The organism is Pseudothermotoga sp. (assembly GCA_025060105.1).
Taxonomy (GTDB): domain Bacteria; phylum Thermotogota; class Thermotogae; order Thermotogales; family DSM-5069; genus Pseudothermotoga_A.
This window is the reverse complement of the sequence record JANXCS010000005.1, coordinates 25702-42153: the sequence shown is the minus strand read 5'-3', so window position 1 is coordinate 42153 and position 16452 is coordinate 25702. Positions and strand designations below refer to the sequence as shown.

Sequence of the window (16452 nt, the reverse complement as noted above, 5' to 3'; positions counted from 1 at the left end):
GAATGATAAAAATCGTAAGATAAAAAAAATGATCAGTAGTGTTATAACTTATGCTGTATTATTGTTTGTAGCTCTAACGATGTTGATACCTTTTCTATGGATGGTTTCAACATCTCTAATGGATAAAATGGAAGTCTTCCATTTCCCACCGAAGTTTATACCAGACCAACCGAAATGGTCAAACTACAAAAACGCTCTGACGTTGGTTCCCTTTGGTAGATACTTTCTAAATTCTGCTATTATGGTTATGATAGTGGTACCCATACAATTGTTGTTTTGTTCTATGGCAGCATACGCTTTTGCGCGGTTAAGTTTTCCAGGGCGAGATATTGTCTTCTGGATTTTTCTTTCAACGATGATGATACCAGGAATTGTAACTCTAATTCCATCATTTCTGATCGTGAAATCACTGAACTGGATCGACACCTACTGGGCTTTAACGGTGCCTTCTTTTTTCAGTGTTTGGGGCACATTTCTTTTGAGACAGTTCTTCCTCACTTTACCTAAGAACTTAGAGGATGCTGCAAGGATAGATGGGGCTAGTGAGCTCATGATATTTTGGAGGATTGTTCTTCCTCTCTCTAAACCAGCACTTGCCACACTCGGAATATTTGCCTTCATGAGCACATGGAAAGCTTTCATGTGGCCTTTGTTAGTGACTAGGACAGAGAAGATGCGCACAGTTGAGGTTGGAATCGCGTATTTCAAGACCATGTTCGAAGTGAACTGGCCATACCAAATGGCAGCAGCAGTTGTTGTGATGCTACCAATAATTGTCATGTTTCTCATAGCGCAAAAATACTTTGTCGAAGGTATAGCATTGACTGGTATGAAAGAATGAAAGAGAGGTGGTAAAGATCAACAACACCGTGAAGGAAAGAAAATCTCTCCTCGTTGCAGAAGCCATCAAAAAGTTGATATTAGAACAAGATATGGAAAAATTGCCTGCGGAATATCAATTAGCGAGTATGTTTCAAGTTAGTCGAACCATCGTGAGAGAAGCTCTCAGGGTCTTAGAATTGGAAGGTGTTACGAAAACTATTCACGGTAGTGGAACTTATGTGTTGAGGAAAAATGGTCTCAGTATTTCTTTCAACATACCTCTCAAAGTATGTTCTGATAACCCTAAAGACATTTTGGAACTATTGGAAGTTCGAAGGTGCTTAGAAAGTGGAGCTATAAAACTTGCCATTCAAAATGCTAGCAAGGAACAGCTCGAAGAACTAAAAACAGCCTTCGCGGATTTGGAAAGATCAATCGAGAGTCATGAAAAACTCAGTGAAATGGACGAAAAGTTTCACAGGAAGATATTCGAAATAGCCAACAACAGGATTCTTCAGATGGTTTTCGAAAATCTCTTTTCGTTACTTGGCATACTCTGGCACTCACCCCTTGGTTTACAAGATTTTGGTGATCGTGGTCTTCCCTATCACAAGGAGTTGTGCGACAGCATCGTAAGGAGAGACCTAACAAAGGCTTTGGAAGTTTATGAGAAAATCATAGATCTCGATATTGAAGACGTGAAGGACTACGTCCAAAAACAAGGAGTGAAGGATTGTGACAAGATTTCTAAGAGTTAAGTCAAGACTTTACTTAGAGAGCGTTGGAAAGAGATCATGTGTCATGGGGTGGTTCGGCCAAGGTTTGGAATTTTGGAGCTGGCCGGTGAAGTTGCTCAGTAATTTCAGGACAAGCGTTTGGTTGCCAAAAGTGCTTGAAACTGTTTCTTTAGAAGGATTTGCCATTGATATTTTCTTCAAACCCGAGTCTGTAACCATCCACTATGCGCACCCTTTGTTCTGTGTGGATGAAACCATTTTCTCCCCCATAGATTTTCCAGGCTGTTTCGTTTTATACAGTATCACTTCTTCAGTCGATCTGGAGTTGATTTTTCATTTCAAACCGGAATTGAACCTCATGTGGCCAGGTGCGATAGGTGGTCAATATTGTCACTGGTCAGATCAGCTTGGAGGATTTGTAATATCAGAGCCAACCGATTCGTTTTCAGCCATGATTCGCGCGCCTGGAGCTGAGAAGTTTTCAAAAGAGGGTGATCATGCCTTCGCTGAAACAATGTATAGTTTCAAGGTTCGGATCGAAGCAGGAAAAAAGGAGTTCCCTGTAAGCGTAATAGGTGGGAACATGAGCAAAAAAACTCTTCAGGACCTACTCGTCTCAGAAAAAAGCGTTCACAAAGAGATAGAAAAAGCGAGAAAGTATTATCGATCTTACCTGGAGAAAACGGTGAGATTAGAAACACCAGATCAAGATCTGAATGAATTTTTCAGCTGGGGTAAACTGTCTCTGCTGAAAGGCTTGATCAAGAATCCAAACTTAGGGGAAGCGTTGGTCGCTGGGATAGGACCTTCTGGTAAATCCACAAGGCCTGGTTTTGCTTGGTTCTTCGCGGCAGATGCATCCATAAACTCGTTAGCCATGTGTGATTACGGTGATATAGAAACTGTCAGAAGAAACCTTGAATTCTATGCTTCCTATCAAAATCCAGAAGGACGAATTCCTCATGAGATTTCTCAATCTCATGGTCTTATAGATTGGTTCAACAATTACAAGGGCTTTGCTTTTCTCCATGCTGATACCACTGCTTGGTTCCTTCTAGCTTGTGCGCATTACGTGACCCGATCTGGTGATACAGATTTTCTCAGATCCATGAAGGACAAGATAATGAAAGCGTGCGACTTCTACGATACGATGTGTGATGAAACAGGTTTGGTTGTGAACCTCAAGGCAGGTCTTGGTGCGTTGGAGATAAGCGAGTTTAGAAAACCAAAATATGAGTTGTACACAAACGCCGTTTATTTGGCTGCGATTGAGCGTTTGAGAGATGTTTTCGCCAGAATAGAGGAAGCAGAGATTTGTGAAAAACTTGAAAAAAAGATTCAAAGAGTTAGAGATTCAATTGAAAGAACATTCTGGCGAGAAGAATCAAAAGCTTATTATCTGTCAATAAACAGCGATGGAAAACTCTTTGGTCATTTGACACCGTGGCCATCGTTTGCTATCTCTCTTTCTGTTCTCGATCCGAAGAGGTCGGAAGCTTTCATCGAGAGAATATCCAGTAGCACTGTCATGACGAGATGGGGTGCAAGATCGATAGAGGTTTGTGAACATTACGATCCAATAAATTACAATCTGGGGAGTATTTGGTACTTCATAAATGGTTTTGTTGCACAGTCTTGCTACCGAACGGGGTACGATCTCGTCGGATGGCAGATCATCAAAAGTGCTGTCAGGGCCCTTGTAGAAGAAGGTTCGACACATTTATCTGAGCTTTTTTCAGGGGATATTTTTGTTCCTGTAGTGACGGCAGTTCCACACCAACTTTTCTCTGTAGGACCGATTTTGTGGGCTATCTTGGAAGGACTCTTCGGATTAGAAACAGATGCAACACAACTCGTCTTGAAGTTCAGCCCAAGGATACCAATTCATTGGAAAAGGTATGTCATTGACAACGTGAGAGTCGGAGAAGCCAGAGTAAGCATAGAGTTCCAAAGACGAGGCGATGTTTGTTCATATCTATTCAAAAATCTATCTAAAAAACCGGTCAGGATTATCTTCCAATTAAAAGAACCCCTCTTTGGTTCCATCCTGACCGACGAGAAACACTCAAAGAGTGAAAACAAATTGGCGTTCGAGTTCATTCTCGAAGAGAACAAAAAGATCGATTATAGATTGAGCGGTGTTGACTACTCTTTTGAGTATACGAACTTGAGATTTGGATCCTGTTCTTGGAGACCAGTCCAGGCTGAATTCCTGAGTGATAAGCACTCTGCAACCATCAAATTTTCCAATGTGTCTAACTGTACTATTTACGTGTTTTGCCCTCCCATATACTCTTTGATCGTTGAGCCAGATTTACCCGTACAAAAAGTCGAAGAAAATCTTTTTCAAGTAACAATTGACGATATCGAAGAGCTGATAATGAAATTTGTTTCGAAGTGAGGGAATTCAAATGAAAAAGAGAATTCTTTATACCTTTGGGAACCACATGCACTGGATCGATATGGAATGGATGTGGGGGTTGGGAACACTTGAGAATTCTGTAATAGAAATGCTCAGATTAGTTGAGAAAAATAATTTGAAAGGTGCGATCAATTTTGATGCTATCGGTTACGAATATTTAGCTTGGAAACACCCAGAAACGTTTCAACGACTCAAAAAAGCCATCGAGGAAGGGAAGATTGAAATAGCCGCAGGTACTTACACTCAACCTTATCCGATTTTTATAGGCGAGGAAAGCAACATTCAGCAAATCGTTTTTGGAGTCAGGACTTGTGAAAGGCTTTTTGGAGTCCGACCAAAACTTTTTTGGGAAGAAGAGTTCTATTTTTTTCCACAACTTCCTCAGATAATGCTTCAAGCAGGCTACGAAGTGTACTGCTTCTTCTTTCAGGAAACCTGGCACACTCCTTACGTTCCAAAGTTTCAACAACCAACTGTTCTGTGGCAAGGAAGGGACGGCTCAAAAATAGCTGCCATCACTTTCACAGATCTGTGTGTACACCAGTGGCCAGAGGATCTGGAGAAGTCAATAAAAGATTCTTTAGAGAGTGACTCACAGCCGATATTGATTCAATGGTTAGAATTATTGAATTCACCGAAGTGGATGTGTAGAGCAGAGCTGATCGAAAGTGAATTGAATAAATTGCAAGATTTTTTCGAATTTGAACCTGTAAAACCGAGTGACGTGATAACTTTTCGAAGACCAGAGAAAACGGTTTCATTCAAGTTGGCGGATCTGTATCATGGTTTATCGATTGGAAAAAACGGAAACACTTTACAAATAGAAAGGAGAAAAGTTGAGCACAGCTTATTAGATGCCCAAGCCTTGGCAACGATAGCGTACTTGAATGGTCTGTCACCGCAGTGGTTAGACTACCCGAGTTGGGAATTCGAAGAGGCACAAAGGCTTTTGATGATCTCTCAGGCTCATGATATAGACGAGTGCGAAGGTTTTTGCGGTGATGTGGGAAAGATTTATTTGAGAACAGCACTTGAATTCATTGAATCAGTGCTCAAGAGGTACATGAAAACGTTCTCAGAAATAATGAACAGCAAGTATGAAATCTGTGTTTTTAATCCATTACCCTGGGAGAGAAAAGGATATGCGAAACTACAGGAAACCAACGAAATCGCAGCTATAAATGAAATTCCAGCACTGAGCATTTGCGCTGTTAACAAGTCGAACCAACCAGAAATACACGTTCAGATTCGTGAAGAAAACATTGAAGTGTTTTGGCGTGGCACGAGGTACGAGATTCTCCCAACGGCAGTCATAAGAACGAAATTGGAAAGCAACATTTATGAGTTAAACAAGCTGTGTTGCGCAGGTTATGAACCTCAAATTATCGATCCCGCAATTTTTAGAAGACTTCTTCCAGACCTGGTCGAAATTTGCTTAAGGACAAGAATAGGGCCTTACTTGTGTGACCAAAGAATCAAGTTTGGGGAGTTGAACAGTTGGATAGAAGTCGAGGCAGAAATTCAGCTTCTCGAGAAACCAAAGCCTGGTTATGTTGGGGCTCTCATGGTTGAACTTCACACAGGGGAAGAACTGCGAAATGTTCGATACGATTATCCCTTCGGTGTAGAAGAAGCCTTACCATCTATCGAACACTATCGTTACTATCCAAAAGGTAGTTGGATGACCTCAGAAAAGTTCTTTGAGAAAATAAAGAATCATTTTGCAAGCCTCAGATTTGTGCAACTTCTCAGTGATCATACGAACCTTTTATTCCTCCACGTAGGTAATCACGGGTTCATACGTGATGGTTCGAAAGTCTACTGTGTGCTTTATCTTTATGATCCTTGGGATGAGGAAAACTTTGCAAGGAAAGTCAAGACAAGGTATGGTTTCAGCTTCGACGATCAAAAGGATCCTTTGAAATTGGCACAGGAGTTCAACAGACCTATGATCGCCGCAGCCATCGTTGGTGAGCAACAAGGTACTAATTGTTTTCAACCTTTCAAGATATTTGGGAACATACAGATGAGTGCTCTCTACGTTCAGGATAACTCCATAATTGTAAGACTTTGGAATCCAAAAGAAGAGAATCAAAAGATCGAGATCTTACCGAATTTTCCATACACTAAGGTGAAGAAAACTAACTTGCTCGGCGAAGAAATAGAAGAGTTGGAAAAAGAGTTGATCCTTAAACCATTCGAGATAGTCACTTTGAAATATGAGCTACCGATTCGTATTGAACAAAACCTTGATGATTTCAGATATGTTTGGTCTAAGTATCAGAAGAAGAGGTGGATCGATAGTGAAAATTTTCCTCATGAAAAGTGAGAATCACGACGTAGTGATGGATGAAGTGGAGTTCGTGAATGATCCCGAATCAGCTGATGTGTTATGGTTTCACAACATAGCTGACCCTAGATTGATTCAAAACATGCTGGGCCGAGTTCCAATGATCTTTTATGGTCAGGCTGTGCGAACTGTGACTGAATTACTCGAGCATCGAGATGTTACAAGAAGTTGTCAAATCGTGAGATCTGAAGATCCTTGGGACAAAAGAGGCTTTCAAGCTTATAAGAATCATCCGCTCTTTGAAAATCTCAATGGTGGTTTTTACAGTTATCTTTTGACCTCGAGTGATCATGAAACAGTTTTCTATTATGATGGTTCTCTAGCAAGAATCATTGCTGTCGAGAAGAGATACATTTCTGTCATGAGGGATAATCCCGTCGTATGGGAATATGAATTCAATGATAGAAAGAGAATCTTGTGCGTGGGAGGTTATCTCAACTTCAAAAGTCCTCATATGAAGTACTGTTTGGCTGAAGCAAAACTGTTTGTAAATAATGTGCTCAAATACCTGACAACAGTTGGTTCAAAAGCCCATTTTTGGCCGATTTGTGAGAATAGAACGATGTTGAATCATTCATTGAAATCGTTGAATTTGATTATTGAACCTTTGAAAGAAGAGTTCGTCAATCCGAGTTTATTGATACACGAAGGTGTAGGAACAGATTACACCAATCTTTGTGGTAGGAGAATTCTTGTAAACCTTAGAGAAAATGGAATCTTCGATGAGATTTGGGTTCATCCGTTCAGGTTTCTGAAAAGGCTTAACTTCTCCATAGATGGTCGTAATTTCAGCGAGCTGAATGTGTACCATAAGATCTATGCAGACAGAGTTATTCACGAAGCTGATTCTTTGCGCTTGGTATCGTTCGTCAGTCTTGACAAACCACTCGCCATGTTCCAAATGGAATTCGAAGATGACCGCCAACACGATGTGAAAATCGAACTTGAGTCAGATACACGCATCATGTGGCCTTTTGATGAAGCCTTCAACTGTGGTAGATCGTTCAACTATTATGAAGAAAACGGTCTTTTGTTGTTTCAAACAAGTGATGGTATGTTTTCCGGTTTTCTCAAGGTGAATTCCCCCATAAAAATCCTTTGGGATACGACAAGGGAGAGCCTGAAAATAGAGTTGCTGGTGAGCGCTCACAGAAGTTTATCTATATGCTTGGCAGGTTTCATAGAATCTGAGGAAATACCAGACGTAGTAGATTTTACACAGGAATTAAGGAATTACAATCTTTTCGTGAAAGAGTATCTAGAAAAAACTTTGCAGATAGAGTCGGACCATGCAATCTTGGACAAAATGTTCGAATGTGCCAAGTTAGGTACTATAAAATTTTTCACAGCAGTCCCTTCTCTAGGTGAAGGTTTGATGGCTGGCTATGCAAACAGTAAACCAGGTTGGTTCTCAGCTAGGCCAGGTTATGCGTGGTATTTTGGGCGGGACAGCGAATGGGTAAGTTTGGCGTTGCTCGATATTGGAGATTGGGTGACGGTGAAGAGAAATCTGGAGCTGCTAATGAAGTACCAAAGGGTGGATGGAAAGATATTCCACGAATTGACCAGCAGTGGCGTTGTTCATTATGATGCAGCAGATTCGACACCGCTTTTTCTGTTGACCGTTCATAGATACTGGAAACACACTAACGATGTGGAGTTTCTGAAAAGTATATGGAGCAATGTTGTGAAGGCTTTCGAATTCTGTCTCTCGACTGATCGAGATCAAGACGGCTTGATCGAGAACAAGATCGAAGGGCACGGTTGGATAGAGGGAGGCAAGTTGTACGGATCTCGTGCAGAACTTTATTTAAATGCTATCTGGTTAGCCGCCACTAAAGGGATGATCGAGATGTCAAAGACTGTCCAAGATTATAGAACATTGGAGAAAGCTGAGCAAGCGTTCTTAAAAGTTGAATCAGCTTTGAGCAAGTTCTACGATCAAGAGACGGGATTCTACATACTGGGAATACGGGATAACGGAGAGAAATTGAATTACCTCACTGTGATGACAGCCGTTGCAGTATATTTAGGGTCAATGGATTTTGAAAGGTCGAAGCATCAAGTGATACCATACGCAACGAACGATTTTTCGACAGACTGGGGCGTGAGAATCATAGGAAAGAGCTCTGGAATATATAATCCAAACGGTTACCACGAAGGAACAGTTTGGCCGCTATTCACAGGTTGGGTGAGTCTTGCAGAGTTCAAAGTTGGAGGCAGTTTGAGTGGTTTTAGTCATTTGCTTTCCAATCTTTCCAATGCGAAATACTTCGCCAAAGGTTACATAAGTGAAGTTTACCATGGAGAAATATACAAGCCTTCTGGAATATGTCCACACCAAGCATGGTCAGAAAGTATGGCGATACAACCTTTAGTCGAAGGGATGCTTGGTTTCGTTGCGGATGCCCCAAATTCTTCGGTCAGCTTATCTCCACAGTTTCCATGGAATATTAGCAAGTTCGTTGCAAGAAATCTCAAAGTCGGAGAAGTCCTAATGAATTTATCGTTTGAACGACACGAGGTTTCGAAAGGTTTCTGGAATGAGCTGTACCGACTGGATTGTAGCAAGCCAATCAGGAGTTGTCTCTCATTTTGGATTCCCAAGCAGGCCTATCAAATCGAAGTTGTCGTCAACGGCTCGAAGGTGAATTTCAGTACGCTCGAAGGTTTATTCGCCACGAGGATCGATGTACCTGAAATTCTTTGCAGTGAGATGAGTGCAGTTGTGACATATCGATTACCTTTTGAACTCTATGCAATCGAACGAGACCCTGTGCCCTTCAATCCTTCAGGAAAGCTCAGATTAGTATCAATGAATAAACTGGGTAAAGTCTATGAAATCCTTGTAGAGGCCTCCAGCGTCGGGGAACTGCTGAAAGAATTACCCAGTGTTCTCAAGATAGATGATGAAAAGGTGGTCTTCAAGATAAACAAGGTTGAACGAAACGGGCACAATTTGTTTTCGATAACGATGCGGTAGATCTTGAGGGGTGAGAGCTTTGAGTGTGACTCTTAAATCAAGGTTCCAAGAGCTCGATTTGGGTGTCATAAAGCCTCTTGGATGGCTCAAAAAGCAACTAGAGTTACAGATGCATGGGCTCACAGGTCATTTAGAGGAGATCTGGCCCAGCGTAGCTTCAAACAGTGCTTGGTTGGGAGGCGATGGTGAAGACTGGGAAAGGGGTCCTTACTATTGTGATGGACTTGTTCCTCTCGCCTACATTCTCGGCGAAGACTGGTTAATCAAGAAAGCTGAAAAATGGATGAATTCGGTATTATCCGGACAAGATCCGGAAGGATTCTTCGGACCGAGGACCAACCCTGACTGGTGGCCGAGAATGGTCATGTTGAAGGCTTTAATAAGTTATCATGAAGCAACTAAAGATCCTAGAGTCATAAAGTTCATGTCGAATTACTTTAAATATCAATCTTCAGCGCTGCAAGCTAAACCGTTGGAGCACTGGGCTTGGGCTAGAGGTTTTGAAAACTTGATTTCCATTTTTTGGTTGTACAACAGGGTCAAAGAACCTTTCTTGATCGACCTGGCTAAGTTAATACTCAATCAAACGATCAACTGGTCGGAGATATTCAACGATTTTCCTTACGTTGAGCGAACAGAAAAGTACCTTCCGAAAGATCTCATGGCCAAAGTCAAATCTTATAGTGGTTGGCCAAAGGTTCTTTCTCATCCTGAAGAGTTTGGCCTTGCGAAGCAGGAGGTTGAAAGATTGTTTTTCATATACCATACGACACACGTTGTGAATGTCGCAATGGCTTTGAAAGAACCAGCGATGAAATACCAAATTAAACATGATGAACGCTACCGCGAAGTTGCGTTAAAAGCCATCGAAAATCTTATGAAATACCACGGTCAGCCAAACGGTATGTTCAGTGGAGATGAGCACTTGAACGGAAGGAAGACTACTCAGGGGACGGAGCTCTGTGCTGTTGTTGAATTCATGTTCAGCCTGGAAAATCTGTTCAGAGTTTTCGGCGAACCAAGGTTTGCAGACTATCTGGAAAAGGTCGCCTACAATGCACTACCTGCCACTATAAGGCCTGAATTCTATGCACATCAGTACGATCAACAAGTTAACCAAGTGTTGTGCACCGTACAAAAAAGAAATTGGTACAATAACAACGATGATTCGAACATCTTTGGTTTAGAACCAAACTTTGGTTGTTGCACAGCCAACATGCATCAAGGTTGGCCAAAGTTGGTTAAAAATCTTTTCATGCTTGATCAAAGCGATTGTTTTGTTGCGGTAGTTTACGCTCCATGTGTGCTGAACTATAACTGGCCGGATGGACATAGTTGTCAAATCTTTGAGGAAACAGATTATCCATTCGATGATGAGATCACCTTATCGATTTCTTCATCCAAAGATATTCGTGTTGCAGTGAGAATACCATCTTGGTCCAAATCAACGTTGATAGTATTGAACGGTGAAAGGAAGGAGGTTTTAAATCAGCCTCTTGTCGTGCTTCAGATACCAAAAGGTAAGAGTAAAGTGAGATTAAAATTTGACTTTGAAATTGAACCAGTCTCCTGGTCGGACCATACAGTTTACCTGCAGCGGGGACCATTGATCTTCAGTTTGAAAATAAAGGAAGAATGGAAAAAGATACAGGGTAAAGAGCCGTTTGCAGATTACGAAGTATACCCAAGAAGTGATTGGAATTACGCTTTGATCCTTTCAAAAGATATCAAATTGATCAAAACGACCATACCTGAAAATAGTGTTCCGTTCTATTCCAAGGATACTCCGATAAAAATCCGGCTCAAAGCATTCAAGGTTCCTGAGTGGACTTTAGTGAATGGCTCGGCAGCCGAGCCTCCAAAGGTTGATGAAAGTCATATTAAGGAAAATGGGATTAACGAAGTGGAACTAGTTCCATATGGATGTACGGCACTGAGAATCACAGAGTTTCCCTATGTGAAATTGGGGGGTTGATCATGAATAAAACATATACATACATCACGAGATGTGAAAAGAGTCCTGCCGCTGTTTTCAGACCACTTTCCCTTGAGCAGGTTCGTATTGAAGGTTATTTGGCTAGATATTTGAAAAGAGCGTTGGAGGTCACTATACCTGCTCAGTATGATCTTTTGGAAAGCACCGGTCGGATAGACAATTTCAGAAGAGCTAGTGGAAAAATGAAGAAAGATTTCCAAGGTTATTTCTTCAACGATTCGGATGTTTACAAGTGGGTGGAAGGTTGTTCTTACGCCCTTTTGTATGCAGAGCCAGCCCTCAGAGAGAAACTTGAAAAGTTGTTGAACAATGTGATTGACGAAATCATAGCAGCTCAGGATGAAAACGGATATTTGAACACTTATTTCACCTTCGAGCGGGCTAAAGATAGATGGACCGATCTAGCAAATATGCATGAACTCTACTGTGCAGGCCATTTGATACAAGCGGCCATAGCACATCACAGAGTGACGGGAAAGAGGAAGCTCTTCGATACCGCGTTGAAGTTGGCAAACCACATAGAGAATGTTTTTGGATTTGGAAAAAAGCGTGGAACTTGCGGTCATCCAGAGATAGAAATGGCTCTCATAGAGTTATTCAGAGAAACAGGAGATCTTGAATTTCTCAATTTGGCGAATTATTTCATCGCGGAGAGGGGGCACGGTTTCGCAGGTGGCAAAGAATACACCATAGACCACAGGCCATTTTTGGAGTTGACAGAAGTTACAGGACATGCCGTCAGAATGCTTTATCTTTGCTGTGGTGCTACAGATTTTTATCTTGAGACATCGAACAAAGATTTCCTTAGAACTTTGACGAATCTGTGGGAAAACATGATGACGAAGAAAGTGTACATCACAGGTGGTGTCGGTTCACGTTATGAAGGAGAAGCATTTGGAGAAGAATACGAGTTACCCAACAGGAGGGCTTATGCTGAGACTTGTGCATCGATCGCCAGTTTCATGTGGAATTGGAGAATGCTCCTAGCAACCGGTGAAGCCAAGTTTGCCGATGCCATGGAGCAGGTTCTTTACAACGGTTTGCTTTCGGGTATATCTACCGACGGTGTGCATTATTTTTATGTGAATCCATTGGAAGATCTTGGGAGGCATAGAAGGAAAGATTGGTTCAATTGTGCATGCTGTCCGACGAACCTCGCTCGTTTCTTACCTAGCCTTCCTGGGTATATCTACACTGTATCTAACGATTCTGTTTGGTTGCACATTTACGAACAGAGTGCTTGTGAGTTCTTTTTGAAAGGAAAGCGCGTAAAGATTTCTCAGCAGACGGATTATCCATTCGATGGTCATGTTGAGATAACTCTAGAGTGTGAAGAACCTGTTCATTTTGATTTGATGCTGAGGATACCTGCTTGGGCTCACGAAGCTTTTATTGAAGTGAACGGGACTCCAGAGAATGTCAGCTTGAACAAAGGATACGCAAGAGTAACTCGACTTTGGAGCGGTGCCAACGTCGTTTCACTGTTCATACCGTTCAACGTTAGGTTCATGAAGAGTCATCCATACGTGCGTGAGAACGTTGGTAAAGTTGCTGTTATGAGGGGCCCCATTCTGTTCTGCGGGGAGAAAGTTGATAATCCATCCATAGACGTCTGGACGTTTGCAGTTGATCCAGTTGGTGTCTGCGATGTGTACACTGCTTTCGATTCAATCTTGGGCAGAACACTTTTCATAAAAGTTAAAGGTGCCGAGGGGAAAAAGGTATCTTCTCTTTATGAACCTTATTCTAAAAGAAAGGTACTCAAATCTGGCGAGATCGTCCTTGTCCCATACCATCTTTGGGCGAACAGAGAGCAGGGACCAATGGTCGTTTGGTTGAACGTTGCTGAGTAATTCGATTCAAATGTGTCTATGAAACTTCGCGAAGATTCTGTAGCAGCATGGTTCACTAGTGTACAGTCTTTCCTAACTGATTTTACTCCTACGTGATGACATTACTTTTCTTGAATCCATGAACTGTTCCGTGCCTCGAAACGAAAGCATGTTTTAAACTAAGAAAATGAAAGATTAATTTCAATTTCAAGAGATATGAGCATGTTTTACGTGCTATTCGGATCAAATCCGATGATTTTTCTGAAAAAACAATCTTGTTGTTTTTCGTGGATGTAGAGTAAACTTTGTTGCTGGAAAGTATCAACAACACGTTCTGTTCAACTATATTGTTACGGTGAATAAACACCAACATGTTTGGTGAAAACTCTCACAAAGGGGGGATGCTTCGTGAAGAAGTTCTTTGTTTTACTGTTAACAGTTTTACTCACTGCATTGACTTTCACCCAGGTGTCTCTACCCAGGGAAGAAACGGTGTACGTGGCTGGTGCACTTTGGGGGCCGGCCACGACTTGGAATCTGTATGCAGCACAGTCCACTTGGGGAACTGACCAATTTCTGTTCGTGCCAGCGTTCATCTACGATCTTGGAAGAGATGCATGGCTTCCGATGATCGCAGAAAGCTATCGCTTTGTGAGCGATAAGACCATACGGATCAAGATCAGAGATCAAGCAAAATGGAGTGATGGTGTTCCCATCACGGCTCACGATTATGTTTACACTTTTGAACTCACGAAGAAGCTCGGAATAGGCCCTGGGACCGGTTGGAGTGACTACATCGAGTATGTGAAAGCGGTGGACACAAAGACCGTTGAGTTCAAAGCGAGGCAAGATAATCTGAACTACTTCCAGTTCCTCTCTTACTCTCTAGGTACAGATCCTATGCCGAAGCATGTGTACGAAAAACTTGAAGCTCAAGGTGTGAACATAAGAGACTGGGTCAACGATAATCCCAAAGAGCAGGTGGTCTCTGGGCCTTACAAGCTGTTCTACTATGATCCAAACATAGTGATTTACGAAAGGATCGACAATTGGTGGGGCAAAGACATATTTGGTCTCCCGAGACCCAAATACATCGCGCACGTGATTTACAAAGATAACCCCGCAGCGAGCCTCGCGGTTGAGCAAGGAGACGTCGACTGGGCTGGTTTGTTCATACCCAGCGTGTGGGAACTGTGGGAGAAGAAAAAACTTCCGATCGGGACATGGTATAAGAAAGAACCTTATTATTTGCCAGATGGTGTCGGTTTTGTCTACATCAACAACACCAAACCTGGTTTGAACAATTCAGTGGTGAGAAAAGCCATAGCTTACGCTGTTCCATACAGTGAGATGTTGAAGAAAGCTTACTTTGGATACGGAAGCCAAGCTCATCCATCGATGGTCATCGATCTGTTCGAACCGAACAAGCAGTACATCGATTACGAGCTTGCGAAAAAAACGTTCGGGACTGCTGATGGAAGGGTTCCGACAAACCTCAGTCTAGCCAACAAAATACTCGATGACGCGGGTTTCAAGAAAGGTAGAGACGGCATAAGAGTATCACCCGATGGTACGAGGCTGGGACCCTACACGATCTCTGTTCCATATGGTTGGACTGATTGGATGATGATGTGTGAAATGATAGCTAAAAACCTCAGAGAGATAGGGATAGATGTTGCGACAGAATTTCCAGACTTTTCAGTTTGGGCGGACAGAATGACCAAGGGAACGTTCGATCTCATAATCTCTTGGAGTGTCGGTCCCGGTTTCGATCATCCGCTGAACATCTACAGATTTGTTCTCGACAAGAGGCTTTCCGCACCTGTGGGTGAAGTGACTTGGGCTGGAGATTGGGAAAGGTATGACAATGACGAGATCGTGAAATTACTCGATTCGGCAGTTTCAACGCTCGATCCTGCGGTCAGAAAGAAAGCTTACTACAGGATTCAGGAAATAATCTACAGGGATATGCCGAGTGTTCCTGCGTTCTACACCGCTCACTGGTATGAATACTCCGAAAGATTCTGGATCAAATGGCCATCCGAAGAGAATCCATACTGGTTCAGACCATCTCCATGGCATGCCAACACTCTGCCAACACTGTTTGGAATATCTCCGAAGAGCAAACCACAACCTATTCCTTCTTGGTTTGAAACGACGGAAAAGGGTGGTTATCTGATACCTACTACCAAAGTTTTTGCTGATTTACAAGCGGCTGGCAAGTAAGAAAATTCCCCGGCCTCCCCCAGGGGCCGGGGTTCTTCCATTTCTGGGCTGTGAGGAGAAGGTGCCGATGGTCTCCAAGTCGATGGTCAGGTATCTCATTAGACGTTTTGTTTTTCTGCTCATTACTTACATCGTGGCAACCACGATCGTTTTCATTCTTCCACGTGCCATCCCGGGTAATCCACTTGCTCAAATTCTTGCCAATCTCTCACAGATCGCTCAGGCGAAACCTGAAGCGATAAGAGCAGCTGAAAAAACTTTGATGGAAGAGTTCGGACTCGGTAAACCTTGGTATCGTCAGTACATTGAATTCGTGAGTAAGGCTTTCAGAGGGGATTTGGGAACATCCATAACCTTTTATCCAAGAAAAGTGGTGGATCTGATAATTCCAGTGATTCCATGGACCTTGATGTTGTTGCTCCCGGCAACGATCGTTGCCTGGATTTTAGGAAACGGTCTTGGGGCTTTGGCAGCTTACAGGAGGAACACTTGGATCGATAAGGCAGTGCTCACCTCTTCGCTCGTGGTCTCACAGATTCCTTATTACTGGCTCGGCATGATTTTCATCTTCTTTTTTGCGGTGAGGTTGAGGATCCTACCGACACACGGTGCTTACTCTCAAGGGCTCATCCCGACACTCAGCTGGTCTTTTGTATTGAACGTTCTGAAACACTACATACTCCCCTTTTCTTCGATAGTGGTATCGGCCATGGGAGGTTGGGCCATTGGAATGAGACTGATGGTCACTTACGAACTTGGAAGTGATTATGCCATGTTTTCAGAGTATTTGGGCATGAAAGATAGAAGAGTTTTCAAATACGTTTTCAGAAATTCAATGCTTCCACAGATAACAGGACTCGCGTTGCAACTCGGGGGTATCCTTGGAGGTTCTCTGATCACGGAGATCGTGTTCAACTATCCAGGAACAGGTTATCTCCTTTTCAGGGCTTTAACGACACTCGATTATCCTTTGATACAAGGTATCTTCGTGATGTTGATAGCATCCATCTATTTGGCCAACTTCTTAGTCGACTTCATTTATGCCCTTGTGGATCCAAGGATAAGAATTGGGCAGGAGGAATGA

The 16452-nt window shown here is 42.5% G+C and carries 9 protein-coding genes; all 9 read left to right on the top strand.

Annotation, left to right across the window (positions count from 1 at the left end):
* Positions 1 to 118 precede the first annotated feature (118 nt).
* The 9 genes from NZ875_05960 to NZ875_05920 all read left to right on the top strand — a co-directional run bounded on the left by NZ875_05960 (position 119) and on the right by NZ875_05920 (position 16452).
* Positions 119 to 841, top strand: a complete 723-nt coding sequence (locus NZ875_05960; protein ID MCS7175280.1) for a carbohydrate ABC transporter permease — start codon at positions 119 to 121, stop codon at positions 839 to 841.
* A gap of 7 nt (positions 842 to 848) precedes the next feature.
* Positions 849 to 1580: a FadR family transcriptional regulator gene (locus NZ875_05955; protein ID MCS7175279.1), complete on the top strand. Its 732-nt coding sequence runs from the start codon at positions 849 to 851 to the stop codon at positions 1578 to 1580.
* Positions 1558 to 3960 (top strand): hypothetical protein, encoded by a 2403-nt coding sequence (locus NZ875_05950; GenBank protein ID MCS7175278.1) that lies wholly within the window; start codon positions 1558 to 1560, stop codon positions 3958 to 3960. Before NZ875_05955 ends, NZ875_05950 begins: the two co-directional genes overlap by 23 nt.
* 10 nt (positions 3961 to 3970) lie before the next feature.
* The gene (locus NZ875_05945; protein ID MCS7175277.1) at positions 3971 to 6310 is read left to right on the top strand and encodes a glycosyl hydrolase-related protein; all 2340 of its coding nucleotides are present in this window, start codon (positions 3971 to 3973) and stop codon (positions 6308 to 6310) included.
* A complete protein-coding gene (locus NZ875_05940; protein ID MCS7175276.1) occupies positions 6300 to 9314 on the top strand; it encodes a GH116 family glycosyl hydrolase in 3015 nt (1004 codons plus the stop codon). Before NZ875_05945 ends, NZ875_05940 begins: the two co-directional genes overlap by 11 nt.
* A gap of 25 nt (positions 9315 to 9339) precedes the next feature.
* Complete coding sequence (locus tag NZ875_05935) at positions 9340 to 11289, top strand: glycoside hydrolase family 127 protein (GenBank protein ID MCS7175275.1); 1950 nt, start codon at positions 9340 to 9342, stop codon at positions 11287 to 11289.
* Between the two features lie 2 nt (positions 11290 to 11291).
* Positions 11292 to 13163: a glycoside hydrolase family 127 protein gene (locus tag NZ875_05930; protein MCS7175274.1), complete on the top strand. Its 1872-nt coding sequence runs from the start codon at positions 11292 to 11294 to the stop codon at positions 13161 to 13163.
* Positions 13164 to 13550: 387 nt separating this feature from the next.
* A complete protein-coding gene (locus tag NZ875_05925; GenBank protein MCS7175273.1) occupies positions 13551 to 15368 on the top strand; it encodes an ABC transporter substrate-binding protein in 1818 nt (605 codons plus the stop codon).
* A gap of 67 nt (positions 15369 to 15435) precedes the next feature.
* Positions 15436 to 16452, top strand: coding sequence for an ABC transporter permease (locus NZ875_05920; protein MCS7175272.1), 1017 nt, complete (start codon positions 15436 to 15438; stop codon positions 16450 to 16452).